The sequence below is a fragment of the Acinetobacter calcoaceticus genome, assembly GCF_900520355.1.
Taxonomy (GTDB): domain Bacteria; phylum Pseudomonadota; class Gammaproteobacteria; order Pseudomonadales; family Moraxellaceae; genus Acinetobacter; species Acinetobacter calcoaceticus_C.
Map to the genome: position 1 here is coordinate 2,795,612 of NZ_LS999521.1, position 26,324 is coordinate 2,821,935.

Sequence of the window (26,324 nt, forward strand, 5' to 3'; positions counted from 1 at the left end):
AGTCCCCCTTAGATTGTTTTATATGCAGCAGACTTGTCATAACCCTTATTTTCTTTAGGGTCCTGATTGTTGGTTTGCTGTTGTTGCTGGTGATTAAGCGCATCGCCAACCGGATTAGATGGGTGTGTTCCCTTCACAGCAGACAATGCGCGGAAAGTTGTGTCGATCTGATCAGGTTTAGCATCGCCTACCGATACGCTGCCCAATAAAGCAGTTACCAACGCATCACCCGCTTTAGCCGCAATTACATCGCGCTTGATTTGCTCACATGTGCAGCCTTCGGTTTTAACTGTTGGCACCAATGCTTTAGCATCGGCAATTACAGCGGTACGTTCAGCAGCAGCTTGTTCAAGCTTTTCAGGCGTCATCTGGTTCTTTTCCAGATCACCGACTTTCTGCTCAAGAGTTGTTTTATCGGTATGCAATTGATCTACGACTGCTTGAACGGCGTTAAGTTCATCACCGATCGAAAATTGCTTATCCCCGACTTTAAGCTTTGCAGCTTTTAAACTTTCGAGCTGCTCTTGTTGCTGCTTTAATGCATCCGCCAAGGGCTTGTTATCGCCAATGTCAAAACGAATACCGTTTACACTTACTTCCATTGTTTTCCCCTTTGGAGTTTGCTTTTCGTCACCGATGCGGCAATCACCACCACAGCGCCCGTATTTAACAAGTGCTACGTGATTGCCAATAAAGTTAATAAATTTTGCTTGGTACACCGTGCCATCTGGCGCCGTGCCCTGTTCTAAAACTAATGTGGCTGCATAACCAAGCGACATTTCTAATCGCTCATTGTTTTGGATTAAATCAATGCTGTCTTTATCTTTAATGAGCAAGTCGCCCACTAGATATTCGCCTTCTTGGCGGACGTTCTCACAATAGCCAATGTGATAGTCCTTCCAGTTGGCTGCATTAATTTCATTCTTGGGTGGGTGATAATCTGTAGCATCAGCACCATCCCAACTTTTAATCGCAGCCGGCTTAAAAAGCTCTTCAGCAGGTGTGTAGACGTTAATCGTCTGATCTGCTGAAAAGCCTTCTAAGTTTGGGAACTCATACGCATAATACTGACGTACCTGAGGTGCTTTTCCCAAGCGAACATTTACACATTTCAAATAACCTTCTGGGGTAAATGAGCGTGTGGATTCACTCGGAGCAAAGTCACCTACCTTGAAGCGGTAAATGTTTTTCATAAATTGCGCTCAATAAAAAACCCACCAGATGGTGGGTTAAAAATTCATTTTTAAGTTTCAGAAGGTCCAATAAATTCTTTCATTCAAAATTTATTGTAAATCTATGACCCGTTTCCTTAATTAAATACACAAATCTTTGATTAGCAGCATCCATTTGTAAGCCGATAGTTGCTACTTCAGTAGTTCTTTTCTGAGGATCAGCTTCTACTATTTGGTCTATATTTGAAACAATTCTATTAAAATCATTTTCGAAATTAATTAAGACTTGTTGAACATTAATAATTGCCTGAACTGGAGAACCACTAGAAACAACACCTAAACCAGGAGGATAATATTCAGTACCATCTTGAACTCTGACTGCGACGTTGTAACCTTTACTTCTCAAAATACGATATTGTTCTTCCGTTAATGGCTCACCATTCGAGTCACATTTAAATTTCATAAGAATATTGGGCCAATTCGTATGAATAGTTTCAATGATATCTAAATCACACCAATCACCATGTGAAAAAAATCCAACAATATGTGCTTCAGAATTAGAAAAATGTATAAATAATAAATCCGAAGTTCTGGATACAAACCCATCACTCTCCAATGTTTCTCCTAAATGAAAGTGCTGAATTCGCCAATGAGATAACATGTCATCATCATAATCTAGCCTTTTAAGATTTCGACTTTGATATTTGTTTAGCGGATTACCAGCTTTTATATCTGAAACTATTTTTCTATATGCAGATAAATGCTCTGAAGGAATAACAAAATTTGGTGGTTCAATTACTTCTCTAGGATGTGCATCAATAATTCTGTATTTATAACGATGATATAAATGCATTGGATTATTATTAACTGCCCTATAATTTCCAAATTCACTAATTAACTTTTGATGACAATAGGCCTCATAGTCTTTTGGAATTTCGTTTTTAACTTCCACATTCACCCCCTGAGTAAATTAAATCGATTAAGTCTATATTTCTATGGATTAAAATCTCATAAATTACTTAAGTTAATCAATTAAAATATCCTCATAATTAGGCAATGCCGTGCACCGACATCGGATAGGCTGACCGGGATGTCCACCATCTGGCGGTGAATCCCATCTGAAAGTCTTGCCCTGCTTATGTTGGTGATCTGGCCTCACACGCTCATCTTTCGCCGTTTGCCATGTATATGTCTCAACACCCATTGAAAGCTGTCTGGCTTGGTTAATTTGGCCGTTAATCTTACCCATCTGATCACTAGCAATAAGACGTGCACGATAATCAGTAGATAACCCTAACTGCTTAATTGCTTTGGCCAACTCTTCATTCGTTTGTCCAGTCTGCAAGGCATTGGTGATTAGCACTTCGAGCTTATCGGCGTATTGCTGCGGAATAGACTTAATCAAACTGACATTAGCGGTAATATTTAGATCTACTTCATCCTGAATATCAGCAGCTCGATAAAACGGCGTAAGATCCACACCAATAATTGATTTGGTGTGCTCTGCAATTTGCTTGTCAACTTCCTTTTGGGTGTCAGTCACAACTTTTGTGGCCAAAGGTCGGGAAATCTCAACAACATATTTTGTGAGCTTTTCCCTAAACGCCGTCATCATGTCAGAGAACCAAGCATCACCTATGTTTTGGCCTACCGTCGGAATAACTAATTCCTTTGCTTGTTCCTGACAATATCTAGATATAGCCAGTAATTGCCGTGTGTAGTAAAGCTCTACACGACGATTTACATGTACTGCTCTAGGCTTAGACGCTTTTCGCCCTTTCTTCCGTTTCTTAGCTTGCTGGAGGTGGGGTTTTAGGATCTGTATTATCGTCGTCATTAGGCTTCACCATTGTCTCAAGCTCTTTGATGTGATCTTCATCAATCACTGAATAAACACCGTCAATGAGTAACTGACGCGCTATCTGAGGTTCCGTAATGACACCCATCTGAAGATATTTATCGTCACGTTCTGCGTTAGCTTTCTCAACCTCAGCACGAACCTTAGCGTCCAATTGCCATAGCGGATTAAATACAACGTCTAAACTTGGAATCTGACGACCAAATGTAGCTTGGCAAATTACTCTTAAAAGCTTCAACATGAATGGCTTTAATGACCAAGTCTGCTTGGTTGATATAGTGTCGTAATAGTTCCGAGTGTCATGCTCACCTGTGGCATTCATACCCGCAGGTGATTGACCGAATAAAACCGTATATGGCATTTCGGCCGCTCCAGAAGTTTGAATCGAATATTCACGCATAAGGTCAGGTAAACCACCAAAGCTATAAGATTTAGAGTCGTACTCCTCCTCTTTATCCAAAACGATCATGCCGTTTAGACCTTTAAGCAATCCAACACTAAGAAAGCGTTCTGCTACACCTTTTAGATCCTCTTTGATCTTATCAACCAAATGCGGTGTTCTAATTACATCAATTTTTGATTCATGGACTAAACTAGCAGTGGCTTTCTTAACTGCCGCATGATCAAGCAGATCCTCATAAACTTCCTGTAAAACACTTACAGGCTCTTCATTGACCACATCTGCATGCCCAAATTTAATTAAGCGTGTGTGGTGGATCCGTTGGTTAGATTTGCCATCGAGTTTAAGCTTGTAAAATTCAGGTTGCTTTAGAAGCCCGCAAGCCTCATTTGGTGGCAAGTACTTTGAAGTATCGGCTTCAATCTGCTTTTTCTTGAGTACCGTGAAAAACTCTAAACGACCAACACCCAGTTTATTTAGATCGAATGGTTGATCCAAGTTGCCACCGTCCACCGTACCTAGAAGCACATAGCAAACGCCATATAAGCGAGAAAGGATCAAGCTAGATAAGAGGACCCCATCTAAATTAAAAGCCTTACACGCCTCTTTAAGCTTCTCTAATTCATTATCCTGAATCCCTTCATAGAACCACCCAGCTCGGAGCATGTCGCTTGCTGGTCGATTCACAATGCGTTTGGCTAACCAGTGTTGATACACCGCCTCTAATTGCTCATCAGGAATAACTTTCTTAACGAATGTACCGTGTGAAGCTTTGTCACGTTCGGTACCAAGATTTGAGACAAAGTTTGTATATGCCCCTGCATCGCCAATTGCATCGGACTTTTTATCTTCAGCCATAATTTCCTCTAATCAAATACAGTTGGCTTGCTTGCTAATGAATCGTTAATTGCATCAATGGTCGGATCCCACTGGTCATCATGGTCATGTGACCAATCAGCAGTGAGCCCTTCAATCTCTTCAACGTAGTTCAATAGCCATGGTGCTTCTGCTGGTAATAAGACTCGGCCATCTTCAACATAAAGAATTACATCCATAGTCCTCGATAGCTTGTCATCGCCACGCTGAATAGCCCGAATAGGTAATGTTGTTTCTTTAGCAATGGTTTGAATTAATCCGGTACCACTCGCCTTATCCTCTACAGCCATATACCGAAGCTTGCCGATTTGGGTATTGCCATCTTTGTGTTTTTTAATGAAGTCCTTAGCAACTTTTAATAGCGCTGGCGCTTCCCATTTGCCACGCTTCACATCGATGATATAAAGATTATTGTCATAGCCAAGGCCAGCACATATGAATGCTGAATAGTCGTTATGCTTCTTGACCTTCTGTGCTGTATCAGCCCATATTCCGCGCCACTTAAGAACAGGTAATTCAAGATATCGCGGGAACCATTCAGATTTAACAAGATCACCACCGAGCTTTTTAGGTTCTTGCTGATATTGGCTTGCAAACGTGTAACGAGATACCGTAGCGCCATCTTTGTCTTGACCACCCTTTTCGAGCTGTAATAAAGATTGCAATGATTCTTTTAAGGGCCAATAGCTTTGACGGCCTTTGGCATCTCGCTCAACATCACGTGGAATTTTGCTCTGTATTTTTTCGGGTAACTTACTGATGTACTCATCGTCAATAAGTGCTGGGATGCTAATTTGATCCCATGCACCAGGCACATTACCCGTTAGCACAAAGTTAGTCGGATCCTCAACGTGCAAACGCTGCATGATCAGAATAATGGGGGTATCAGATTTAGCTTTACGTGAGTTGACCGTGTTTAGAATCTTACGGTTAGCTTTACGTCTAGCGGTCTGGCTAAATGCATCCTCAGGCTTTAATGGGTCATCCAGAATAATCGCACCGGTAAACCCTTCATTCGCTAATGTACCGGCACGGCGACCAGTGACCTGCCCACCCATGGATGCAGAATAAACATGACCAGCGTCATAACCATCGACCGTAGTTTTCCAACTCGATTTAGCATCGGTACTGGTAGAAATCTTTACTGGCCATAAATTCTGAAAGTCTTCGGACTTAACAATATTTCTTGCTGTTGCTGATACATCCTCTACAAGGGATTGTGAGAAAGACAAATACAAAAAGCGTGAACGCGCATTACGCGCTATGCCACGAGCAATAAGGTTTGTTAATAATTCAGTTTTACCGCTACCCGGTGGAACGTTAATTACTAAGTTTTTAACCTTTCCAGCAATCACCTCGTCAATCTTGTCGGCAATATATTCATGATGCCAATTGACCGAAAACTTAAAACCCATACGTGGTAAGAAAAAAGCACGTGTGAAAAATAAATGTTCTTTCTCACACTTAATCCGCTTAGCTTTGGTTTTAACAGGATCAATATTCGTTCTCGAGTTCATCTATCGCCTGCCTTACCTGCTCATCGGTAGCAGTCACATAGGTAATATTTTCGCTTTGTAATGGACCACCGCCAGCGCCAGTTACTTCTTTTCGATTGGTATAAAGTCCACCAACCTCTTTTGCTGCCTGCTCTAATAAGCTCGGCACAATGACAGGGTTCTCTTTGAACTGTTCAAGGTCGATGAATCGTTGTAATCGCTTAAGGCGGTATGCAATGTTAGCTATAGGAATTGCACTCAGGTTATCGTTCATTTCCTTGCGAACTCTGTAGAACTCAGTTTTAAATTCTTCGCTTAGGTCTTGCCCTGTTTTCTTAGTCGGGTCGTATGCTTCACACTGCTGTTTAGTGACGGTAATACCAAATTCTTCTTGGACGCCCTTCGCTGTTTCAGAGGGTGTCTCATAGGTAGCAAGTGACCGTACTATATAGAGTTTTACCCGTTTATTTAGCCTTGCCATTTTTCTCTATCGTCCAAGTACGTCCAAGTAGAGTGGCAAAAAAATTTAAACCACCTTCAAGTTACAAGTGCCACAAGCGTAATGAACATCAGCACGTGACAGCTGCGGTCTTTTATTAGCTGCTTCAACCATCCGCATAACATCCTCACTGGCACCATAACGGCGAACAACGCCTGTAAATTCTTCAACATCGTGACCTTGTATTGCTAACTTTGGCATGCCTGTTTCTCTATTGAAGGCAGGTGTACCGTATTTATCTTTCATCTGTGCAATATGATAAAGCTCGTGTTCTACTAAGGCACAAAAATTCACATCACCCGCTATACGTGAATATGAAGCATCAAAAGTAATCAGATATTCAGGGACATATTCGAACCATTGGATATATTGTTCTTCTTGTCGTTCTTTCTTCCAGCCACCAGCATTAATCATGACTTTTTCAGTAGTACCAATGACCTGACGACCTTGCTTTTTAAAGCCTGATCTAGCCCACATCACAGCAATATCAGGATATCGAAATGAACGTAAGTGCATGTGGTCAACGTTAAATAATTTTGATTTTGGATCTAGAAATACTTTGCCTATCCATTCCCACATTTCAGGTGCTGGAGCAAAGTTAGGAGTACCTATTTCAAAAATCCATTCTGGAGGCATTGGCCGAATTGGTACATGAAAACTAACTTCGTTATTCATATTTCACCCATTAAAAAACCCACCGAAGTGGGTTCATTTATCAGATTCTCAATAAAAAATTAAAACAGTTAACAACCAACATTACATTGTTTATATTTATCTAAAGCTCGCTCCCTACAAGTATCACCACCACCTCCATTAGAGCATTGCTTTATCTCTTCTTGATAGGTTTTATAACAATCACTACAACTTCCAGCTAAAGCTAAAGTGGATAAAGTTGCTACAGCAAATGTTAAAAGTATTTTTTTCATTTTTTCATACCTTTTTTGATTATTGTCTTATTAATATAAACCTTTAAAAGTACGATGGCATAATTTTTTTCAAAAATAATATATATTTATCTTAATTAATTATAAAAAATAAAAAGCCCCGCCAATAATCGATATTTAGCGAGGCTTCAAGTGCCGGAAAACGATAAAACTAACTTTTAGATGATCGAAGAATCTCTAATACTTTGTTTGTTAGATCATGAAGATCAACGCCGTGAGGATGCCAGAACTGATACATAACATTATCGCGATTGTAAATTTGCAAGTAATATGTTGATGTGAAGCTTGGGTCAATTTCTGATGCTTTAAATATCTTCACATCCTTTTCAAGTTCTTGACCATCCAATTCACCGCCAACACAAAGCGTCATTTTATTTACCAGTTTTAATTCAGACTGGACTATAACACAAATGAAAGTCGTAAAAAGAAAGTTGTAGATACCTTAAAAGTTTTCAGTTTTTTCTTTTAAAAGGTTCATAACATTATTTTTAAATTTATTAATTGATTCCTGTAGATCGATATATTCTTTAGTATTTGGCAAAATTGGTTGTCTTTTAGTATGATGATTTATCGACATCGTTCCTACCAGATCATTAATTTCTTTCATGTTTTTAAATATTTCAGTCGCAATTGGCTCCAAACCTACAATCAAAGTTTCAAGTTTAAAAGTTACTGAGCCAAGATCAACAGTAGTATTTGATATTTTCTCTAGTGACTTTTTATAATTTTCATCAATCATAGTTGAATTATTAGTAGAGGGATTTGCAATTACAAATGTCTGTACTAAATTAATTTGTCCTCTTACGATTAATAAATATTCAATACTAGCTTCTCTAACATCATTTAGCCATTTTTTACGAATTTCGATTTTAAATCTGTAATCCTCTAAATTAGCATCAGTTTGCTTTTTTAATAAGGCTTTTATTTCTTCAAGTTCTTTATCATTTTCTATTTTTAGATCACTTTTAAAACTTTCTAAAGACATATCATATTCATGCTTAATACTGTTTTTTAGGCGCTCTAAAAACCAATTTCTGACCATAAACACTACTAACCCTAAAGTTAATGATGGAGCTAGCGTAAAACCTAGAAATTGTAAAATATTCATTTTTGTTCCAAGTATCAAAATCATCTCTACCTATTGGAAACAAAAAAGCCCACCAAATGATGAGCTATTTAAAATTTGGCGCAGGGGTTTTGGGGGATACCTACAGCACATGGCTACACATAAAGTTCTCAATTTACTCAGTCATAAGCGTGGTTGATGTACCCTGCATCACACCCAAAACACCCAACGCATACATACAAATACTTTTCAATTTGTTATTCATTTTAAATCCCCCATAATTTTAAAAATTTTACGAATAGACTTTAAACTTCCAATCCATCCTGCGAGGTACATCAAAACTTCAAGCACTGAGTAAATATCAAACCCCACATGAGTAGGAGCAGGTGTCAAAACCAGCTTCCCGACGTAGAGTTCTTAAAATACTATGTGAATTACTATAACTTCATCCACTATGGCACAAATATGCCATATCATGTCTAGACAGTCAATCTTCTATCAAATAATCTCGAAATCCAATTATTTTCAATATTTGTTGAATTATTTTTAAATCCTCATTAGCTGAAGAAATATTATTTGGGTAATAATATAAAGTAGTTCGTTTTTCAGTTTCTCCAATACTTCTTACCTCACCAAAAACATCAAAATATTTTTCAATTTTCTTAATATCACTTTTACTCAGTTTTCTGAAGCGCACAGGAATTTTCATAGTTAAACTCAGTTTTTTAATCTTTTATCATGTCCTGCTAAATAAAATCTAGCGCAACTTACCATAATCGCAGCTTGTGCTTTAGACTGGTTTGTTTCTTGGGCAACTTTAACTAAACCTTTATTTTCAACCTTATTTTTAATTAAGCAGATTAGTGCAAATTTAGTGGTGAAATCTGTGTTCACTGAGTTCAATAAACTACGTAATAAAGACTGCACTTGATCGGCTTCAAAATCATTAATCTCACATCGAATATATGATTTTCCCTTAGAAAGTTCTTTATCCGCTTCACGCATCAACCAGTAAATTTGATTGATATGAAGTCCGTCCGGTAGATCACCGCCTTTCATTCTAACTGTTTCACACCAAGCGCCAAACTGCTCTAACCAACCATCAATAGTATATTTTGACCAGTCCATTTGTTGTGTTTTTAAAGCTGCACTCATTTCTCACCCACCAATTGCTCAATTTGTTTAATCGCCACGCCTGCTTTAACTTGCTCTGTACTGAACCGTAAAACTGTAAAACCCATGGTTGCTGTGGAGTTGTATTTCTCCATATCCCCGATGTAACCTTTGCCTCTTGTGTGACGTCCACCACCTGCCATCCAGATACCGCCCTCTACTTCCACCAGAATCTTTGTGCCGGTAATCAGAAAATCTGCTCTCCATTTACGTTTTGGATGGAATTTATATTCCTGCTCAAAATCAATTTTGCAGGCTTTAAGATGTGTTGCTAACAAAATCTCCCCTACACTTGGTTCACGTGTTTGCTTTGCTGAACGGCGCTTTTTACTTTTCTGAATAGGAAATATTTCACGGTATTCAGCAAGGCTCATTGATGTCATGCAGCCCCCTTTCCAGTGAAACCAACTTGAATGAGGTATGGCATTAATTTTTGTTGTTGCTCAGGATCTGCAAGCTTTACAGCGATACGTGCGGCTAGTTGTTCATAGGACTCGTTTCCTTCCGCATATTTACTTGCGAATTCAGGAAGCACAGAAAGTTTTTGAGCGAAGGAGTAAATCTGTTTAGAACTAAGTGTGTTTGATTCCCCCTGCGGGACTCGAACCTGTGTACCAACGTTATGATTCTTTGATTGTTCACGTGCTTGGTATTTGCCACATGCGTTGATTAACCAATCTGCAAAGTGATAATTCATGAGTTCATCACAAAGATTCTTCTGAGCGTTGTAGAGTTCAAATGCTCGTAACTCACGATCGAACCAAGTTGCGTTTTTGATCTGCTCGTAAGTTTCCTGATCAGTTGCCAAAAGAATTTCTTCACCAAGTTTTTTTAAACTCAACCATGTTTTTTTATTTTTAGATTCTATTGATAGATTCTTTGAAAGATTCCGTGTCCCAACGTTGGGACTGTTTAACGGAATTGTTGGGACTCTTTCATGGAATTGTTGGAACTGTTCCGTTGTTGGAACTGTTCCATTGTTGGGACTGTTTATTTCGTCATTTTCAGTGTCAAAGTGTACCCTTGTTGGTACTGTTTCTCTGCCTTTAACTCCGATCAAAAGATAAACTTTTACCTGTTTAGTTCTACCTTCACGCTTACCTGTATCGATAATAAATCCGTCCTCAATTAGCTCATCAATAATTTTTAAAACGGTCTTACGGTCCATCTCTGTGTCTTCCACTAAACGAGCAATACTTGGATAACACTCATGTGTTTCACCAGCTCTATCAGCCAACGAAAGAAGGACTAATTTTTTAAGTGGCTTTAATGCGCCACCCGCCTTTTGTTTTTGACGGGTTTTCCAAGCCCAAACTGTTGCATCTAAGCTCATAGGCCTTCCCCTAAATATTCATATGCGCTTGTAGCCACAATTGAAACTTGTCCATTTCCAATGGCTTTAAGTCGGTCCACCCGATTGGCCACCCCATCAGCCACTCGACCCAGTTCGGGTTCAATCGCCCACCATTCCCACCCTCTGGCGAAACTGCTGTATTGAGACGGATCTGACGACCCTTCGCTTTGCGCTCGGCTAAGGACTCGTTGCTCCACTTGTTTGCATCGCTCGCAGTCGGGGTTGGAAAGTTTATGACCGCACCCGGTAAACCGTTTCTCGGATGAGAACTTATATTTCCACGCTTGTTCCAATCGGATGCTTTTGGGGTTGGCCACATCTTTACAGTTGATTCCAGACAAGGGCTTTTCCTGCTCCGCTCGGATGGACAATCCATTCTCTTCGCATCCGATGCTTTGGGAGTAGGCAACAATCCAGATTCGGTCACGGATATGGGGCGCTCCAAAGTTAGATGCTGAAAAACGTGCCCATTTCGCGTCATACCCCATTTTGGCAAGGTCACTGATGACTCTTGTAAGTCCTCTGGAAACAAGCATTGGTGAGTTTTCCACGAACACGTATCGAGGTCGAACTTCACTGATAATTCGTGCCATTTCTGACCAAAGCCCAGAGCGTTCACCTTCGATTCCTGCACCTTTTCCTGCTGACGAAATGTCTTGGCACGGAAAGCCGCCAGATATAACGTCAACAATTCCTCGCCATGGTTTTCCGTCAAAAGATGTAATGTCAGACCAAATTGGGAAAGCTTCGAGAATTCCATCATTCTGTCGTTGCGCCAAAACTTGTGCGGCGTAGGCATCACGTTCAACTGCGCAGACTGTGCGCCATCCCAAGAGGTAAGATGCGAGTACTCCGCCACCAGCGCCTGCGAAAAGAGCCAACTCATTCATCTATCCTCCTCTTCATTCATCTGAATGAAAGTGCTACCTAAGTAACGGATCCTTTTAGCCCGATATAAACTTGAGATAATTTGCCCAGCATGGAAAATTGGCATTCTGTGCTGCACAGAAAGTGCATGCATAAACTCATCACGTTTTACTGCTGCATTATTTTCATCACGTTTTTGGTCTCGCAAATTCTGCTTACGTACTTCAAGCAATCCTTCTAAAGTTCTAAGAGCTGGTTCATACCACGATTGAATAATTTGCTGACGCTTCTGCTCTTGCAGATTGTCTTTATTCGTTTGATTTGGTAAATTAGTTTGCATATTCATTGACCTCAAAATTAATGAATCCATAACCACTCCTGTTCGCGCAGGTAGTGGTTTTTTAATATCCGAGCTTTTCTTTTTGCCCACTGATTTCGTCATGAAATAAGTCATCTACCGTTTCAATACGATTCATCCAACTTTTGGACATTACTAAAAGTGCAGCAACTCTTTCTTTATCAATACTTTGATAATCCTTAGGTACAACCTTCAATCCAAGTAAACTCAATAGCTCGCAAAACATTTCAATTTCATTCAAGCCATTGTTTTTCTTGTCAGTTTTAAGCCGAGTTATAGTGCTTGGATCTACACCTAGTTGCTCAGCAATCTCTTTTTGATTGCCCATATCAAGACCATGCAATATGCGAGAAACGTCATTTCTGGCACTTGCAGATAGTTCGACTGATAATTTGCTCATGGTTATTCCTAAGCGGTTAATGTTCCAAGGTTTTTGTTTAAACCCATTTGAGGGCGTAGTTCTATCCAGATATCTTGATAACTATCTGGGAAAAGTTCTTTTCTGGTGGTCAACCCAAGATCTTCGGCAATTACTGCAAGTCTAATTTTTCTATCTAGGGGTATAGCTTTCCATCCACTTACAGATGAAGGAGCAATACCCAGAAGTCTTGCTACCGCTGTGACACCACCCAATACATCAATAAGTTGTGCGTCATTCATAACGTGCTCCTAATTTTCCACCAATTATTAGGTATTCCTTATATTAAATCAATAGGAATACCTAATTTAATTTATGTTAGGATTTCCTAATATTGTAAGGATGGTTTTATGAATACTCTTGCTGAACGCCTTAGATACGCTATGGAAGTTTTACCGCCTAAGAAAATCAAAGGTGTTGATCTTGCTCGCGCTGTTGGAGTTAAACCCCCATCAGTAAGTGACTGGCTATCGGGTAAATCTAAGAGCATGGAGGGAGAAAACCTTCTGCGCACAGCAAAGTATTTGAATGTAAGTGCTACCTGGTTGGCTACAGGTGTAGGAGAGCCAATTGAGGAACAGGATAAAAATAAAAAAAATCCTGTAAATAGTGATAGTGGAGATCAATTCAAAGTTATTGATATCGAAGCTTTCAAAAAGAAGTACAACATTTCCGAGTCAGATGAAGCAGTACTATTCTCAAATATTATTGAAAAGCCATTCACCCCAACTTTAAAGCGATGGGTTCCAGTAAAAGCTTATTCAAAGATGGGGATGGATGGATACTTCGTTGACATGGGTTTTGAAGGAAATGGCGGTGATGGTTATATTCCCACTCATACAGCTGGTACAAAAGCATATGCAGTAAAAGGAACTGGTGATTCAATGTTTCCTGCTATTCGTAATGGCTGGTATGTAGTATGTGATCCTGATGCAGAACTGGTGCCTATGGAGTTTGTTCAGGTTTGCCTTAAAGATGGGCGATGCACAATTAAAGAGTTTATTGGTATTCAAAACGATGTATTAAGCTTAATAGCAGTGAATGGTGGTGAACGTCTCACATTTAATATGAATGAGGTTGAAAGCATTACAGCTATCACAGACATTGTGCCACCTAGTCAACATAAAAATGAACACCCCAATGGCTACTATAATGATTGATGGATTTTTCCACTCTAAATTCCAACAAAATCAACATGTCAATAATTGTGGTTGTGGTAGCTCATAATTGATTATTTAAGTATTAAATTCCAAGGAAAACTAATGATCGCAACACTTAATAAATCCAAAACTACACTAACGATTAATCGTCAAGAGTTTAAATTGGCCTTAGGTAAAATTGGTGCAGGAATTGATAAACAAATTGCCTCTCTTAAGAAAGCCAAGCAAAACTATGACGCTTCTGAAATAGCACGCGAGGTTATTAACGAAGCCAATATTTTTGAAGCTATTATTGAAGGTTTTAACGAAGCTGAAGAAACTAATCTAAAGCTAGCCGATATAACCAATCTTGAAGTAGCTCAAGAATGGATTGATGAGTTTTTGGAAAAGTATTCTGGGTTATGATGCGATTGAGATAGTGAAGCAATGAAAGAAATGATCTTCAAAAACACATACAAAAATCCTTTTACTATTATTTGTATTTATTAGATTTAATCACCACCCTAATTAACATAATTATTGATCAAAATATGAAAAAAATTGAAGTTAATTCCCGCAATATCAGCCATGTTCTTTACCAACACTTCTTATTGACAGTAGTGCTTAGAACTGGTGAAAGGTTTATTTATAGACTTCTTGAAGCAAGCACATTTAAAGAATTTATTGATTCAGAAGACAAAGATAAATTTTATAGAAGCCATATTGAAGCTAATAAGAAATTTAAGCGGATTCAGCTTTTTGTGTAATTGAAACCACGAACAGACACAGTCTTTTTCAACCCACCCTCATGGTGGGTTTTCTTTTGTCTATAAAATCCTAAAAATTAGGTTTATCTAATTTTATTAGGAATACCTATTGACATATTAATTAGGTTTACCTAATATTTATCTCACAGACAACAAAAAAGCACACCGACTCTCTGACCTTTCGATGTGCTTTGCAAACTTTGCGAGATAAGTATGAAACAAAACACTATCCCTAGTCAAACGACTGCACGCTTATATCAACACCCAACTGTTGAAGAACAGCGCCCTTCTCGTTTTGCCACTTTCAAAGCTAATTCAATCGACTTTCTAAAGTTTATTGCCCTTTCATTCGTTCTTTGGGTGATTGCTGTAGCTGCAGCAACTTGGATGATGGGAGGCTAATCATGTCTAACTTCAAAAAGCATCCTGACGGCTATAAGTCTTATTTAGGTCTTGACCGCTTAACGAGCCTCTACTCCGTTCGCATCGGCTGGCTGGTATATGCATCAAATGCTAATGGCTCAGTGCTTTACAAAGTTAAGGACTCAATTAAAACGCCTTTAGACGTTGAAAAGTTCAAATCCGACTATCCAAAAGTGTGGGAAGTACTCACTCAAGAAATTGATTTTCAGCGTAGAAAGCAGCTCGCTATAAAGCTACTTGAAACAAATATCTCTTCACATGACCGCAAAACGTATAAGCAAAAACGCGGCTTTACTGGTTCAAGATAAGGATAAGAAAAATGACAGTTTTCTTTAAAAAAGCAGAACGTAAAAATGCGAAATTGCGTTTAGCAATTGCAGGGCCTACTGGCTCAGGTAAAACCTTTACTGCGCTATTACTAGCTAAAGGTATAGGTGGTCGTATTGCTGTCGCTGACACTGAAAATAGTAGCGCCGAACTTTATGAAGATTTGGTGGAATTTGAACATGCCAATATTCAACCTCCATACACACCTGAAAAATTCATTCAGGTAATTAAAGCTGCTGAGCAAGCAAATTTTGACACCCTTATTTTAGACAGTATTACTCATGAATGGTCTGGTGTTGGCGGTTGTCTTGAGATTGTTGACCAATTAGCTTCTAACTCATTTAAAGGTAACTCTTGGGGTGCATGGAGCCAAGTAACTCCCCGCCACCGAAAGTTCATTGATGCAATGTTGCAGTCAAGCATCAACATCATCGTGACCATGCGCTCAAAAATGGAAACCATACAGACCAACGATAACGGCAAAAAGAAAGTTGAAAAAGTTGGTATGAAGGCTGAACAGCGCGATGGTATTGAATATGAATTTACTACTGTTTTAGACCTAACACATGACAATGTTGCGATGGCAACTAAGGACCGTTCCCGCCTGTTCCTAGATCCTCGTCAATTGGGTGAACATGACGGCATTTTATTAAAACAATGGCTACTCTCAGGATCTGCTAATGCATGTATCAATGGAAATCAGTATTTAGAACTTGAGCATTTAATGCATCAAGCGGGAATTGATATTGAAAATTATTGTGCAAAGCGTGGTCTAAATAGTCTTCACGATGTGAAACAGCAAATATTTGAAGAGACGTGTGAAAGTATTAAAAAAATTATTCAACGTACTGAACAAGCTCAACAAGCAAATGAGCAGCAGCTCAAGGATCAGCAAGAAAAGACTTTAGAAACTGAGTACCAACTAGCTCTCAATCACATTGAAGTAGCTAAATCTATTAATGACTTAGATTACCCAGCTAAGTATTTCAAGGGTACTAAGTACGAACAAAACATTCTAAATGCATGCACAGCAAAAAAGGACATGGAGGGTTGGAGCGCTTAAGTACCTACATCTTTAGGTATGTTGCCAAACTACATGGCAACGGCACTCTAAGGGGTCGTATTGAAGCGACCTCTGCCCTCCACGCCAAACAACGTGTTATGCAGAGTAATGAGCTTATTAAAGATGCTCATATCTCTTTACTCAAGAATCAGGCTTCAGCACGTAAAAATGATTTTGAGGGAATAAAACAATGAAAGAAGCACTCTACGGAACAAATATTTTATGGTTTTTAATTTATGTGTATTGGTGAGGTAATCTAAATGAAATGTATTGATAAAAAAGCTGAGATTGAAAAGTTCAACGCTGCTAATGATGATGCAGAGTTTTCACCAGAATCTCTTGCGGCCATACTTGATGTGTCGACCTCTTGGCTGCAAAAAAAGCGTTGTGAAGGTGGTGGTATTCCATTTTCTAAAGTTCACTACAGAAAAATATTCTATAAAAAATCCGATGTGTTAGCCTATATAGAACGACATCGCATCCAATCAACATCACAAATGGCGGTTTAACCGCCTTTTTTATTGTAAAAATTTAGTAGGCAAACAATAGGCTAAAAACTCATAAAAATAGGCAAATTAAGAGAAATAGGCAGATAGTAGGCAAATAAAGTATATTATCGTATCATGACATAAGCTTTAATATTGTTTCAGGTATTTTCATTAAAATACAAAAACTTAAAAATGCTTTTCATGTACTTAAATATGATCTAATATCGTTTCGTGGTGCTATAAAATCATTTTTACCCGAGAACTCATCGGGTTCAGGGTAACGACACATGCAGCGGCATCTTCGGAGCATTTAGTTTTAACTTTAAGAAAAATTCAAAATATTTATTTTAATTTAGCTTTTCATACAGACCTTTCAGTCTAAAATTTTCTTTTTAAACATTAAATTGCAGCTTATATATTTAATTTATTCAACTCTCTCTAATTTTATTTTTATTAAGGCACTCTTCATACCAACCTGTTTGAAAATCTTCTATTGCTTTTCTTTTAAAGAAACCTGTTCTAAATACTTTGACAGAGTAAGCTGAATTAATTAAATCTTGATAAAGTTGTTTTGCTTTTGGATCTTCGAGACCATTCGCTATCTGTTGTAAGTCTTGAGATGGAACTTTTTGTTGACGTGCCTCCATGACAGTATAAGCAACTTTTTTCACCACATTACAAATCTCGGGATCACTTACGTTTTCGTCGGCATGACAACTTAAAGACAAAAAACCAAGAAGAAACAATTTAAACTTCATGACCCTACCTTATCTTTATAGTTTAAAACGAATGACAGAATTTAATTATTAAAAAAGAAATAGAAAATTTCTCACTATTTCTTTTTAAAAGATCACGCTGGATTAATTACGTAAAAATAAATAATAAGCCCACCCAATACGGTTGAAGCAATGGTTAAGTATGTACCGACTGTATTAAAACTCTGTAAGAATTTCAAGATTTCCATATCTAGAACCCCTAAATTAGCGACTATAAAAACAAAATGAAATTTATCATAACTCAATAATGCCAATCAATTCACATTTGTCGGATTTTTTGAGATTTAAAACATCAATTAGCTTATTGGTTACAACTAACCGCAAAGGCTTCTTTGTAGTAGTCAGTTGCACTCTTCAAATCTAACAATAATTTTTCTTCGCTATAAGGTTTGGGTGAAATTTTTATTAATGCGGGCATATATTGGGTTTTATAAACTTCTGGATAATCATGGCACAAGATTTTGACTTTAACCTCTTGTGGTGTTTTCGGATTATCCAATTGATCTAGAAATTCTCCGATTTTACGGTCAGACTCTTCAAATTGAGCTTTATAGTCAACTTCAGCAGCTTCAGGCTCCGCTTGTTTTGCACACCCACCAAGTAGCAATACGGCGCTTATTGTAATGGTTAAAATTTTTAACTTCATAGGCTTAACAATTTCATATTCATCTTTTTAAATATTCTTAACTCATTAAATGTAAATAAATACTGGTAATACGTAAAGAAATAGAAGGTTTTATCGTTAAAAGAAGATCTATCACATCTGTTAAGGCAATTAATCAAATAAATTTAATGTTATCTTCCAATTACTCTTCTAATTCCATAAAGCTATAAAAAAATAGGTATAATTTTGCACGACTGTTCTCAAATCTTTGTTAGATTTACATATGAATGAACTTGGTTTTATTAGAAAAAATTTAAGATCTAAAAGGCGCTCTTTAACTCTCTTTGAGCAAAAACAAGCTCAGCTTAATGTTCTCCATCATTTAAATACGCTTGCTATTTTTCATTCATCAAAAAAAATTGGTTTATATTTACATGCCTTTGGAGAGGTTCATACAGAACTTCTCATAAAGCTGTGTTTTCAAAAAAATAAAAAAGTTTATTTACCGATGATTTGTTCTATGAATCAACGTCTAGTTTGGGTAAAAATATCTAGAAACCAATATTTAAATCGACGTTTTTCTCATCATCCATTGGGCATGAAAGAACCCATGGCAACTCGAGGAGAACATGTATCAAAAATTGATTTACTGTTGATGCCACTTTTAGCTTGTGATCAATACGGTACGCGTATTGGTATGGGAGGCGGCTATTATGACCGTACATTGGAAAATGCAAAACATAAGCCATATCGTTTGGGTCTAGCCCATCAATTTCAATTTATTGAGCATACTTTAAAACGTCAAAGTTGGGATCAACCATTAGATGCTTTACTCACCCCTCAACATATTTATTATTTTAAAAGATAATATCGATATGAAAATTAAAAATCAGTCTTGATTTTTCATGCCCCTAAAAGCATAAAAGTAACCACCCTAAGGATGGTTACTTCTACGTGACAGACCGCTTTACCAACTTATATTAACATGTCTATTTAATGCTCAACATTAAATAAGTTTTGCATTATTGTTAACTATACACTGCTTATAAATGGCATAAGAAAATGATTATTTTCTATCCGAATGCCTTTTTTGTTATATGAATATTTTATAATTGTTAAGCTACATTACTTATCCTTTCTACAAAATTTTATTCTTCTTAAGAATTAATTCATTGATTCATAATATTTTTAAAAAAAGTTGACTAAATTAGTCATTTTTTCCACATTTTCTATTGAAAGGCCCTTGTAATTTTCAAAATACACATCACTATAAAAACATGGCAACCTCGTTGTCACTCATTAGGAGTGCCCATGTCTGAACTTATTATGAATGAAAAAACTGACTTAGAGCCTCAGGTTCCAAGTGTATTACCACTTTTAGCGTTACGCGATGTAGTGGTCTATCCACACATGCAAATTGCGTTATTCGTGGGTCGTGAAAAATCGATCAATGCAGTTGATGTGGCTCGTAACAGTGACAATTTAGTATTTGTAGTTGCGCAAAAAGATTCGCTTACAGAAGATATTGATCACGATAACCTTTATCAGTACGGAACTGTCGCTAAGATTGTTCAGGTCGTAAATCATGAAAATGATGAAAACTGTATCAAAGTACTGATTGAAGGGTTACAGCGCTCTAAGCTTGAAAAAATTATCGATGAAGATAGCCATTTGACTGCTGAACATAGCTTAAGTCCAATGACAATTGACGTAGATAAAGCTACCCAAGAAACTCGTTTACAAGAGTTACGTACTTTATTTGCTCAATATGCTGAAGCAAAATTACGTAATGCACGTGAACTGGTTGCAGCTGCTAATAAAATTGAAGACTTACTACAACTTATGTTCTTCGTGGCAACACGTGTGCCTCTAAATATTGAAATTAAACAGAAGTTTTTAGAGTACGATGAGTTTGAAGCACATTTACAAGAGCTTATGAGCTACTTGGTGAATCAATCTGCTGAACAGCAAATTGAACAAACTTTGCATGACAGCGTAAAACGCCAAATGGAAAAAAACCAACGTGAATACTTTCTAAATGAAAAAATGAAAGTTATTCAACGTGAACTTTCTGACATGAATGGCGGCGCAGAAGATGACGTTGCTGAAATAGAAAAACGTCTTGCTGAAGCTGATTTACCTGAACACGTACGTAAAAAAGCTGAAGCTGAGTTCCGTAAGCTTAAAGCAATGCAACCTGCATCTAGTGAAGCGGCTGTTGTACGTAACTATCTAGAAGTAATTTTAGATACGCCGTGGAATAAAGCGAGCAAAGTCAGCATTAACCTTGCGAAAGCTCAGGAAATTCTTGATACAGATCATTACGGCTTAGATGACGTTAAAGATCGTATTGTTGAATACTTAGCTGTTCAGTCACGTGTTAAAAAACTCAAAGGCCCGATTCTATGTTTAGTAGGTCCTCCTGGTGTAGGTAAAACTTCACTTGGTGAATCAGTTGCAAAAGCAACAGGTCGTGAGTTTGTTCGTATGGCACTCGGTGGCGTACGTGACGAAGCTGAAATTCGTGGTCACCGTCGTACTTATATTGGTGCGATGCCAGGTAAAATCGTACAGTCTTTAACAAAAGTTGGTGTGAAGAACCCTCTGTTCTTACTCGACGAAATTGACAAGATGGCACAAGACTACCGTGGTGATCCAGCTTCTGCATTGCTTGAAGTACTTGATCCATCACAAAACAGTAAATTCAACGATCACTATTTAGATCTTGATCTTGACCTGTCTGAAGTGATGTTCATTTGTACTGCAAACAGTATGAATATTCCTGAAGCATTGCTTGACCGTATGGAAGTTATTCGTCTACCGGGTTATACCGAAGATGAAAAAGTGAACATTGCTGAACGTTACCTTGTTCCAAAAGCGATTAAGAACAACGGTCTACGTCCAAAAGAGTTAACAATTCATGAAGAAGCAATTCGTGATATTGTTCAGCGCTATACACGTGAAGCTGGTGTACGTAGTTTAGAACGTGAAGTGTCTAAAATTGCGCGTAAAGTGGTAAAAGAAGCCGTAAGTAAAAAGTCTAAAAACTTACAACTTGATGTTACCTCTACCAATCTTCCAGAATACTTAGGTCCACATAAGTTTGACTTTGGTATTGCAGAAGATGAAGCGCAAGTAGGACGCGTAAATGGTCTAGCTTGGACATCTGTAGGTGGTGAGTTACTTACCATTGAAGTTGCAGCTGTAAAAGGTAAAGGTAAATTCATTACTACCGGTTCACTCGGTGATGTCATGAAAGAGTCTATTACTACAGCAATGACTTTAGTACGTACACGTGCCGATGAGCTAGGTATTGAAGCTTCTCGTTTTGAAGAAACTGATGTACACGTTCACTTACCAGAAGGTGCAACACCAAAAGATGGTCCATCTGCTGGTTTAGCGTTAACCACTGCCCTTGTATCAGCATTTACAGGTATTGCGATTCGTCCAGATATTGCAATGACTGGTGAAACAAGTTTAGGTGGTCGTGCAATGCGTATTGGTGGCTTAAAAGAAAAACTTCTTGCAGCACACCGCGGTGGAATCAAACTTGTATTTATTCCACAAGACAATGTTCGTGATTTGGCAGAAATTCCAGCCAATGTTAAAGAAGGTTTAGAAATCAAAGCTGTAAAAAGTATTGATGACATCTTGCCTTTAGCATTAGTGTCAATGCCAAAACCTTTACCAAAAACACCGATTGTAAAACCGGTGGAAGGTTCAAAAGCAGCACGTCACTAATTAAAATGTGAAAAAAAGAGAGCTTCGGCTCTCTTTTTTTTGTTACACAATTTGATTGAAAAATATCCAACCATCCTCATAATAGGTATTAAGAGTATTTAATTAAATTAAGTGCTCTTCGTTATCTATTCTTTTATAGATAGCCTTGTTTTTATTCTCTATGATCATCTGAACTCCAGACAGATGATCATTTGATCGCAGTCCAACACTGTTTTTTGGACTGCGTTTTTTATGTCTATTTTACTACCACGAACTGATCTATTCCTCAGGTATAATGCCCAAGCTGTTTTGAATGAATAGATAATATGAAAATTCGTATTCTGACCATTGGTCAAAAAATGCCTGCTTGGGTTCTCACTGGTTTTGAAGATTATTTCAAACGCATCCAACCTTTTGTGCAAACTCAAGTCATTGAACTTCCTATGGCCAAACGTGGTAAGAATGATTCAGAAGCAGATATTTTAAAATATTGCCAAATTGAAGGCGAAAGTATTCTAAATGCGTTAAAACCGAATGAAACTTTAATTGCCCTAGAAGTCGGTGGTCGAGAACTTAGTACAGAAAAGCTGGCTGACACCATGAAACAGTGGATGCTTGAAGGTAATGATGTAGTACTCGCGATTGGTGGCCCAGATGGCTTGTCGGATCAAGTACGCAAAGCTGCTGCATGGCATTGGTCACTCTCAAAACTAACCATGCCTCACCCTTTGGTACGTGTATTATTAATTGAGCAACTCTATCGAGCGATGACTATTAATCATAATCACCCCTATCACCGTGCATAAAAACAACAACCGTTTCATTTTAGGAACAATCCGTTGAGATCAGGATACTTTTAACATGTCCTGATTTTGGCATAATGACTATTATTCTGCTTTTCAACTCAGGTGTAATGCAATGGAACTACAAACCCTTCCCGGACTGTTTATTTCACATGGTTCCCCCATGCTTGCACTTGACCCAGAACAAGTAGGGCCTGCTCTACATCGTTTAGGTACAAATCTTCCCACACCAAAAGCAATCATTGTGATGTCTGCACATTGGGAGAGTAAAGCACTTGAAGTGTGTATTTCGACTCGTCCCGAAACATGGCATGACTTCCGCGGCTTTCCTAAAGAACTATATGAAATTCGCTACAGCGCACCTGGGCAACCAGAACTTGCCGAAGAAATCTTAAAATTACTGGCAGATGCTCATTTTGTTGCACATGCGAATAGCACCCGTCCTCGTGACCATGGCGTATGGATGCCTCTATTACATATGTATCCTGACGCAGATATTCCTGTGGTCGAAATTTCTTTGCCAACAAATTTAAGCGCACAAGAAATTTATCGTATAGGACAGACTCTCGCGCCTTTACGCGACAAACAAATTTTACTCATTGGTTCAGGGAGTATTACCCATAATCTTGCAGAGTTATCTTGGCAAGGAGACAACTCTAAAGTTCCTGAATGGGCTTCAACTTTTAGAAATACTATTGTTAATAAACTTACACATCAAGATTATGATGGCGTACTCGAATGGCAGTCATTGCCTTATATAAAACGTAATCACCCAACCCTTGAACATTTTGCACCTTTGTTTTTTGCTATGGGTACAGGTAATCGCTTTACGATTGTTCACAGCAGCTTCACAATGGGCTCACTAGGCATGGATATCTATCGTTTTGATTAATTATTAGCAAATACCCCGTTTTTCGGGGTATACCATTATTTTTGTTGAAAATTAGAATAACTTACAAACTTATACATTTTAAAAACCGAAACAATCAAATGTTTACATTTTCTTTTTTTAAGAATGTTTTAAGCTTACTGCTGTTGTTTTTTTACTTGAAGTTTTTTAAATGAAAATTAAATATTTAATTCTTGCGTTACTACCTTTTTCTTTAATGGCGTGTCAAACAGTTACTAATACTCCTGCTCCAATTGTATCTGAGCAACAACAAAACCTTGCAACCACTTTAGGTGAATATGCTTGGACCTATCAAAATGTAAAAGCTTCTAAACCACTTATTCTTAACTTTAATGCAAACAGTCAACTAAATATTAATACAGGTTGTAACGGTCAGGGTGGTACTTGGAAGGTTGAAGGTAACCAACTTGTTACCTCTAGTCTTGTTTCAACTATGATGGCTTGTCAAGATGACTTGATGAAGCAAGAGCAACTCTCTACTAGCCTCTTTAGTGAAGCAAAATTACCAATCGAAATTAGCAACAATAATGGTCAGGTAATTTTAAGCGTGACAGATAAAACTGGTCAAAAGCACATTTTCCAAGGTCAAAAAGCAGTTAATACTCAAGCTTTAACAGATTATTCTTGGTCGTATCAGCCAGAAAATACAAAAAAACCAATCGTTCTTAACTTTACTAATGACCGTTTGTCTATCGCAACAGGTTGTAACCGTCAAGGAACAACTTGGAAAGTTGAAAATAATACGATTGTAACGGCTGACGTAATGTCAACTATGATGGCTTGTGAACCTGCTTTAATGAAACAGGAACAATTCTCTAGTAGCCTCTTCCAAAAACGTGCGATTCCATTTGAACTCAATACAACAAATGTTGATCAACCAACATTAACTGTTGTTGATGCGCAAGGTCAAAAATATACTTTCACAGGTAAAATGACACCTGAAGCAAAATATCAATCTGAAGGGAAAACTGTCTTCCTAGAAGTTGCTCCACAAACTAAATCATGTACTGGTGTAGCACCACAAACATGTATGCAAGTTCGTGAAATTAAATATGATGACAAAGGCGTTAAAACTTACGCTGACAAAAACTGGTCATTATATTATGGTCAAATTGAAGGTTTTGAACACAATCCAGACCAACGCGTAATTTTGCGTGTAAAACGTTTTGAAGTGAAAAACCCAGCAGCAGACCAATCTAGCCTAGCAGATGTGTTAGATATGGTTGTAGAGCAAGAGTTAGTTAAAAAACCTAAAAAATAAGTTTTTAGACTAAAAAAATCCGATGCTCATGCATCGGATTTTTTATTTCTATTCTTAGAAAATACCTTGAGCAAGCATTGCATCAGCCACTTTTACGAAACCTGCAATATTGGCACCATCCACATAGTTAACTGTACCGTCTTCTTTGGTACCGTATCTTACGCAATTGGCATGAATGTCTTTCATAATTGCATGTAGACGCTCATCGACCTCAGCATGTGTCCAGCTTAAACGAATTGCATTTTGAGACATTTCTAAACCAGACGTTGCTACACCGCCCGCATTTGAGGCTTTTCCTGGTGCATACAAAATTTTAGCTTCGATAAAGTGTTCAACTGCTTCAAGTGTAGATGGCATATTAGCGCCTTCAGCGACGCAAATTACGCCATTTGCAATAAGCGTTTTAGCATCTTCACCAGTTAATTCATTTTGCGTAGCACATGGTAAAGCAATATCAACAGGAATATGCCAAGGGGTTTTACCTTCAAAATATTCAAACCCATGTTTAGAAGCAAATTCAGAAATACGGCCACGTTTAATATTTTTAAGATTCATGACTTCAGTAAGCAATTCATCTGTAAAACCATTTTTTACATAAACTGTTCCGTTAGAGTCAGACAAAGTAACAACTTTTGCCCCTAAGAACATAGCCTTCTCTGCCGCATATTGCGCAACATTACCTGAACCAGAAACAGACACTGTTTTACCAACGAAAGACTGCCCACGCGCTTTGAGCATTTCTTCTGCAAAATAAACGGTACCATAGCCAGTTGCTTCAGGACGCATTAAGCTACCACCAAATGAAATTCCCTTACCGGTAAAGACACAAGTGGTGTCATTACTCAGCTTTTTCATCATGCCTGCCATATAACCGACTTCACGTGCCCCTACTCCAATATCTCCCGCAGGAATATCAGTATTTGGACCCAAATGACGGTACAGCTCAATCATTAATGCCTGACAGAATCGCATAATTTCAGCATCAGATTTTCCTTTAGGATCGAAATCTGAACCACCTTTCCCCCCACCCATTGGTAAGGTTGTTAGTGAGTTTTTAAAAGTCTGCTCAAAACCTAAAAATTTTAAAATTGATAGATTGACCGATGGATGGAAACGCATTCCACCCTTGAATGGACCAATTGCTGAATTGTATTGAACACGGAAAGCTCGGTTAACTTGAGTCTGACCTTGATCATTCATCCATGAAACACGAAATTGAATAACTCGCTCTGGTTCAACAAGGCGTTCTAACAATCCCTGCTCTGCATACTCTGGATTTTTTTCAATAAAAGGCCACAAACTCGTCATGACCTCTTCGACAGCTTGCAAAAATTCAGGTTGATGCGGATCACGCGCTTGCACGTAATTCAGGAATTCATTCAGATTGTTGTATTTCAATGCACGGTCCTCAGCATAGTCATGAATTAAATTGGTGCAATACATTATTAAATGCATCATTTAGCAGCAAAATATTAAATCTCTTTCCATCAATTTTAACAATAGTTATTTTAAATTATTTTATTTATCTTAATTATCAAAAGCTTATTTTTAGAAAAACTACT

The 26,324-nt window shown here is 38.0% G+C and carries 35 protein-coding genes; 13 read left to right on the forward strand and 22 right to left on the reverse strand.

What is annotated here, in order from left to right; translation table 11 throughout:
• Positions 1-8 precede the first annotated feature (8 nt).
• The 18 genes from AC2117_RS13380 to AC2117_RS13465 all read right to left on the reverse strand — a co-directional run bounded on the left by AC2117_RS13380 (position 9) and on the right by AC2117_RS13465 (position 12,723).
• Entirely contained in the window at positions 9-1,193 is a 1,185-nt protein-coding gene (locus AC2117_RS13380) for a DUF2213 domain-containing protein (RefSeq protein WP_133974747.1), read from the reverse strand.
• A gap of 79 nt (positions 1,194-1,272) precedes the next feature.
• Positions 1,273-2,124 carry a hypothetical protein gene (locus AC2117_RS13385; RefSeq protein WP_133974749.1) on the reverse strand — a complete coding sequence of 284 codons (852 nt, stop codon included), beginning with the start codon at positions 2,122-2,124 and terminating at the stop codon, positions 1,273-1,275.
• A gap of 72 nt (positions 2,125-2,196) precedes the next feature.
• Positions 2,197-3,009: a phage minor head protein gene (locus AC2117_RS13390; RefSeq protein WP_133974751.1), complete on the reverse strand. Its 813-nt coding sequence runs from the start codon at positions 3,007-3,009 to the stop codon at positions 2,197-2,199.
• Positions 2,963-4,288 (reverse strand): DUF1073 domain-containing protein, encoded by a 1,326-nt coding sequence (locus tag AC2117_RS13395; RefSeq protein WP_133974753.1) that lies wholly within the window; start codon positions 4,286-4,288, stop codon positions 2,963-2,965. The genes AC2117_RS13390 and AC2117_RS13395 overlap by 47 nt, the downstream gene beginning before the upstream one ends.
• Positions 4,289-4,296: 8 nt before the next feature.
• A complete protein-coding gene (gene terL, locus AC2117_RS13400) occupies positions 4,297-5,823 on the reverse strand; it encodes a phage terminase large subunit (RefSeq protein WP_133974755.1) in 1,527 nt (508 codons plus the stop codon).
• Complete coding sequence (locus AC2117_RS13405; protein ID WP_133974757.1) at positions 5,801-6,283, reverse strand: DUF2280 domain-containing protein; 483 nt, start codon at positions 6,281-6,283, stop codon at positions 5,801-5,803. The genes terL and AC2117_RS13405 overlap by 23 nt, the downstream gene beginning before the upstream one ends.
• Positions 6,284-6,328: 45 nt before the next feature.
• Complete coding sequence (locus AC2117_RS13410) at positions 6,329-6,976, reverse strand: putative metallopeptidase (protein WP_133974759.1); 648 nt, start codon at positions 6,974-6,976, stop codon at positions 6,329-6,331.
• 68 nt (positions 6,977-7,044) lie between these two features.
• Positions 7,045-7,227: a hypothetical protein gene (locus AC2117_RS13415; RefSeq protein WP_133974761.1), complete on the reverse strand. Its 183-nt coding sequence runs from the start codon at positions 7,225-7,227 to the stop codon at positions 7,045-7,047.
• 169 nt (positions 7,228-7,396) lie between these two features.
• A complete protein-coding gene (locus tag AC2117_RS19100; RefSeq protein WP_133974763.1) occupies positions 7,397-7,615 on the reverse strand; it encodes a hypothetical protein in 219 nt (72 codons plus the stop codon).
• Between the two features lie 72 nt (positions 7,616-7,687).
• On the reverse strand, positions 7,688-8,353 hold the full coding sequence (locus tag AC2117_RS13425; protein ID WP_133974765.1) for a resistance protein Rx N-terminal domain-containing protein: 666 nt from the start codon (positions 8,351-8,353) through the stop codon (positions 7,688-7,690).
• Between the two features lie 445 nt (positions 8,354-8,798).
• Positions 8,799-9,020, reverse strand: a complete 222-nt coding sequence (locus tag AC2117_RS13430; protein WP_133974767.1) for a hypothetical protein — start codon at positions 9,018-9,020, stop codon at positions 8,799-8,801.
• Positions 9,021-9,028: 8 nt separating this feature from the next.
• On the reverse strand, positions 9,029-9,466 hold the full coding sequence (locus AC2117_RS13435) for a hypothetical protein (protein ID WP_133974769.1): 438 nt from the start codon (positions 9,464-9,466) through the stop codon (positions 9,029-9,031).
• Complete coding sequence (locus tag AC2117_RS13440) at positions 9,463-9,867, reverse strand: DUF559 domain-containing protein (RefSeq protein WP_133974771.1); 405 nt, start codon at positions 9,865-9,867, stop codon at positions 9,463-9,465. The genes AC2117_RS13435 and AC2117_RS13440 overlap by 4 nt, the downstream gene beginning before the upstream one ends.
• Positions 9,864-10,817 (reverse strand): helix-turn-helix domain-containing protein, encoded by a 954-nt coding sequence (locus tag AC2117_RS13445; RefSeq protein ID WP_133974773.1) that lies wholly within the window; start codon positions 10,815-10,817, stop codon positions 9,864-9,866. Before AC2117_RS13445 ends, AC2117_RS13440 begins: the two co-directional genes overlap by 4 nt.
• The gene (locus AC2117_RS13450) at positions 10,814-11,728 is read right to left on the reverse strand and encodes a DNA cytosine methyltransferase (protein ID WP_133974775.1); all 915 of its coding nucleotides are present in this window, start codon (positions 11,726-11,728) and stop codon (positions 10,814-10,816) included. The genes AC2117_RS13445 and AC2117_RS13450 overlap by 4 nt, the downstream gene beginning before the upstream one ends.
• Positions 11,725-12,045 (reverse strand): hypothetical protein, encoded by a 321-nt coding sequence (locus AC2117_RS13455; RefSeq protein WP_171459094.1) that lies wholly within the window; start codon positions 12,043-12,045, stop codon positions 11,725-11,727. The genes AC2117_RS13450 and AC2117_RS13455 overlap by 4 nt, the downstream gene beginning before the upstream one ends.
• A 61-nt stretch (positions 12,046-12,106) precedes the next feature.
• Entirely contained in the window at positions 12,107-12,463 is a 357-nt protein-coding gene (locus tag AC2117_RS13460; RefSeq protein WP_133974777.1) for a helix-turn-helix domain-containing protein, read from the reverse strand.
• Between the two features lie 8 nt (positions 12,464-12,471).
• Complete coding sequence (locus AC2117_RS13465) at positions 12,472-12,723, reverse strand: Cro/CI family transcriptional regulator (RefSeq protein WP_133974779.1); 252 nt, start codon at positions 12,721-12,723, stop codon at positions 12,472-12,474.
• 108 nt (positions 12,724-12,831) lie between these two features.
• On the opposite strand from AC2117_RS13465, the gene AC2117_RS13470 reads away from it, so the two are divergent.
• From AC2117_RS13470 to AC2117_RS13505, 8 genes are all read left to right on the forward strand, one after another.
• Positions 12,832-13,641, forward strand: a complete 810-nt coding sequence (locus tag AC2117_RS13470) for a S24 family peptidase (protein ID WP_133974781.1) — start codon at positions 12,832-12,834, stop codon at positions 13,639-13,641.
• A 102-nt stretch (positions 13,642-13,743) separates the two neighbouring features.
• Positions 13,744-14,046 (forward strand): hypothetical protein, encoded by a 303-nt coding sequence (locus AC2117_RS13475; protein WP_133974783.1) that lies wholly within the window; start codon positions 13,744-13,746, stop codon positions 14,044-14,046.
• 125 nt (positions 14,047-14,171) lie between these two features.
• Positions 14,172-14,387: a KTSC domain-containing protein gene (locus tag AC2117_RS13480; protein WP_032063116.1), complete on the forward strand. Its 216-nt coding sequence runs from the start codon at positions 14,172-14,174 to the stop codon at positions 14,385-14,387.
• A gap of 213 nt (positions 14,388-14,600) precedes the next feature.
• Positions 14,601-14,789 carry a hypothetical protein gene (locus AC2117_RS13485; protein WP_133974785.1) on the forward strand — a complete coding sequence of 63 codons (189 nt, stop codon included), beginning with the start codon at positions 14,601-14,603 and terminating at the stop codon, positions 14,787-14,789.
• 2 nt (positions 14,790-14,791) lie between these two features.
• Positions 14,792-15,118, forward strand: a complete 327-nt coding sequence (locus AC2117_RS13490; protein ID WP_133974787.1) for a hypothetical protein — start codon at positions 14,792-14,794, stop codon at positions 15,116-15,118.
• A gap of 11 nt (positions 15,119-15,129) precedes the next feature.
• The gene (locus AC2117_RS13495; RefSeq protein WP_133974789.1) at positions 15,130-16,200 is read left to right on the forward strand and encodes an ATP-binding protein; all 1,071 of its coding nucleotides are present in this window, start codon (positions 15,130-15,132) and stop codon (positions 16,198-16,200) included.
• Positions 16,161-16,394, forward strand: a complete 234-nt coding sequence (locus AC2117_RS13500) for a hypothetical protein (RefSeq protein ID WP_227549201.1) — start codon at positions 16,161-16,163, stop codon at positions 16,392-16,394. The genes AC2117_RS13495 and AC2117_RS13500 overlap by 40 nt, the downstream gene beginning before the upstream one ends.
• Before the next feature lie 66 nt (positions 16,395-16,460).
• Positions 16,461-16,709 carry a helix-turn-helix domain-containing protein gene (locus AC2117_RS13505; RefSeq protein ID WP_133974791.1) on the forward strand — a complete coding sequence of 83 codons (249 nt, stop codon included), beginning with the start codon at positions 16,461-16,463 and terminating at the stop codon, positions 16,707-16,709.
• Positions 16,710-17,116: 407 nt separating this feature from the next.
• Here the strand turns inward: AC2117_RS13505 and AC2117_RS13510 are convergent, their stop codons facing one another.
• The 3 genes from AC2117_RS13510 to AC2117_RS13520 all read right to left on the reverse strand — a co-directional run bounded on the left by AC2117_RS13510 (position 17,117) and on the right by AC2117_RS13520 (position 18,110).
• Positions 17,117-17,446: a hypothetical protein gene (locus AC2117_RS13510; RefSeq protein WP_042898253.1), complete on the reverse strand. Its 330-nt coding sequence runs from the start codon at positions 17,444-17,446 to the stop codon at positions 17,117-17,119.
• Positions 17,447-17,538: 92 nt separating this feature from the next.
• Positions 17,539-17,652, reverse strand: coding sequence for a hypothetical protein (locus tag AC2117_RS13515; RefSeq protein ID WP_128814522.1), 114 nt, complete (start codon positions 17,650-17,652; stop codon positions 17,539-17,541).
• A 113-nt stretch (positions 17,653-17,765) separates the two neighbouring features.
• Positions 17,766-18,110 carry a hypothetical protein gene (locus AC2117_RS13520; RefSeq protein ID WP_133974793.1) on the reverse strand — a complete coding sequence of 115 codons (345 nt, stop codon included), beginning with the start codon at positions 18,108-18,110 and terminating at the stop codon, positions 17,766-17,768.
• 241 nt (positions 18,111-18,351) lie between these two features.
• Here AC2117_RS13520 and AC2117_RS13525 point away from each other — a divergent pair, with 241 nt between their 5' ends.
• The 5 genes from AC2117_RS13525 to AC2117_RS13545 all read left to right on the forward strand — a co-directional run bounded on the left by AC2117_RS13525 (position 18,352) and on the right by AC2117_RS13545 (position 24,762).
• On the forward strand, positions 18,352-18,936 hold the full coding sequence (locus AC2117_RS13525; RefSeq protein ID WP_197730921.1) for a 5-formyltetrahydrofolate cyclo-ligase: 585 nt from the start codon (positions 18,352-18,354) through the stop codon (positions 18,934-18,936).
• Between the two features lie 443 nt (positions 18,937-19,379).
• Positions 19,380-21,809: an endopeptidase La gene (lon, locus tag AC2117_RS13530; protein ID WP_133974795.1), complete on the forward strand. Its 2,430-nt coding sequence runs from the start codon at positions 19,380-19,382 to the stop codon at positions 21,807-21,809.
• A gap of 305 nt (positions 21,810-22,114) precedes the next feature.
• Complete coding sequence (gene rlmH / locus AC2117_RS13535) at positions 22,115-22,594, forward strand: 23S rRNA (pseudouridine(1915)-N(3))-methyltransferase RlmH (RefSeq protein WP_003652981.1); 480 nt, start codon at positions 22,115-22,117, stop codon at positions 22,592-22,594.
• A gap of 112 nt (positions 22,595-22,706) precedes the next feature.
• Positions 22,707-23,483, forward strand: coding sequence for a dioxygenase (locus AC2117_RS13540; protein WP_133974797.1), 777 nt, complete (start codon positions 22,707-22,709; stop codon positions 23,481-23,483).
• Positions 23,484-23,652: 169 nt separating this feature from the next.
• Positions 23,653-24,762: an META and DUF4377 domain-containing protein gene (locus tag AC2117_RS13545; protein ID WP_133974799.1), complete on the forward strand. Its 1,110-nt coding sequence runs from the start codon at positions 23,653-23,655 to the stop codon at positions 24,760-24,762.
• Between the two features lie 54 nt (positions 24,763-24,816).
• Here the strand turns inward: AC2117_RS13545 and gdhA are convergent, their stop codons facing one another.
• On the reverse strand, positions 24,817-26,220 hold the full coding sequence (gdhA, locus tag AC2117_RS13550) for an NADP-specific glutamate dehydrogenase (protein WP_133974801.1): 1,404 nt from the start codon (positions 26,218-26,220) through the stop codon (positions 24,817-24,819).
• Positions 26,221-26,324: the final 104 nt, after the last annotated feature.